Source organism: Chromohalobacter sp. 48-RD10 (assembly GCF_029889785.1).
Taxonomy (GTDB): domain Bacteria; phylum Pseudomonadota; class Gammaproteobacteria; order Pseudomonadales; family Halomonadaceae; genus Chromohalobacter.
This window is the reverse complement of the sequence record NZ_JARANX010000193.1, coordinates 1-794: the sequence shown is the minus strand read 5'-3', so window position 1 is coordinate 794 and position 794 is coordinate 1. Positions and strand designations below refer to the sequence as shown.

The following is a 794-nucleotide window of genomic DNA, read 5'->3' as shown; positions in this document are numbered from 1 at the left end:
CCAACAGCAATACGCTTGTGAACTCTGTTTGGTCGCCTGCCTAAGCGGCATCGAAGTTCAGGGGGCGAATATCATCCAGATTGAGCGTATTACGCGCTATCCAGAGGTCATGCATGTCCTGCATCGCCAGCCAGCTCTCCGGTGTGCGGCCCAGCACCTTGGAAAGCCGCAGGGCCATTTCCGGGCTGATACCACTCTCACCTTTCAGCACCCGCGACAAGGTCGAGGGGGAAACCCCCAGGTTCGAGGCAAGCTGACGGGAACTGATGCTGAAAGGCTCTAGATACACCTCTCGAATGAACTCACCAGGATGCGGCGGATTATGCATCGTCATTAGTGATAATCCTCATAATCAAGTACATCAGTTGTGCCGCCCCTTGTGACGTAATGACTGAATCACGTGGTTTCGTAGCGCGTTGCGCACCATGCAACAATATGGTTTACGCCAACGGCGCGGGGGCGTTGTGTGTGATGTCTTCCTTGCAAGTGTAAAGTGATCGTTTTACACTGCCTGCATGGACATACGCACACGATTGCTTGAGACCGCCGAGCAGCTCTTCGATCGTCACGGTTTTAACGCCACCGGCATGGACCGGTTGACCCAGGGCGCGGGGATCTCGAGCCGCACGCTCTACAAGCATGTCGGCAACAAGAACGGCCTGATCGCGGCCGTCCTGAACGAACGGGATCGTCGCTTCCACCGCCAGGTGGAAACCGACAGCGTCGATGCGTTATTCGGCGCGCTGGAGGTCTGGTTGGCCCAAGAGGCCGCGCGGGGTTGTCTGTTCCTGCGT

2 protein-coding genes are annotated in these 794 nt (G+C 57.1%); one reads left to right on the top strand and one right to left on the bottom strand.

What is annotated here, in order from left to right; genetic code table 11:
- Window positions 1-40: 40 nt before the first annotated feature.
- Window positions 41-334: a HigA family addiction module antitoxin gene (locus tag OP496_RS18195; protein ID WP_280565397.1), complete on the bottom strand. Its 294-nt coding sequence runs from the start codon at window positions 332-334 to the stop codon at window positions 41-43.
- 181 nt (window positions 335-515) lie between these two features.
- On the opposite strand from OP496_RS18195, the gene OP496_RS18190 reads away from it, so the two are divergent.
- Window positions 516-794, top strand: a 279-nt coding sequence (locus OP496_RS18190) for a helix-turn-helix domain-containing protein (protein WP_280565395.1), incomplete at its 3' end; no start/stop codon positions are given.

What these genes read in the sequence shown, in the direction of transcription:
- OP496_RS18195 (WP_280565397.1), bottom strand. Translation starts at nt 334, where the DNA reads ATGACGATGCATAATCCGCCGCATCCTGGTGAGTTCATTCGAGAGGTG.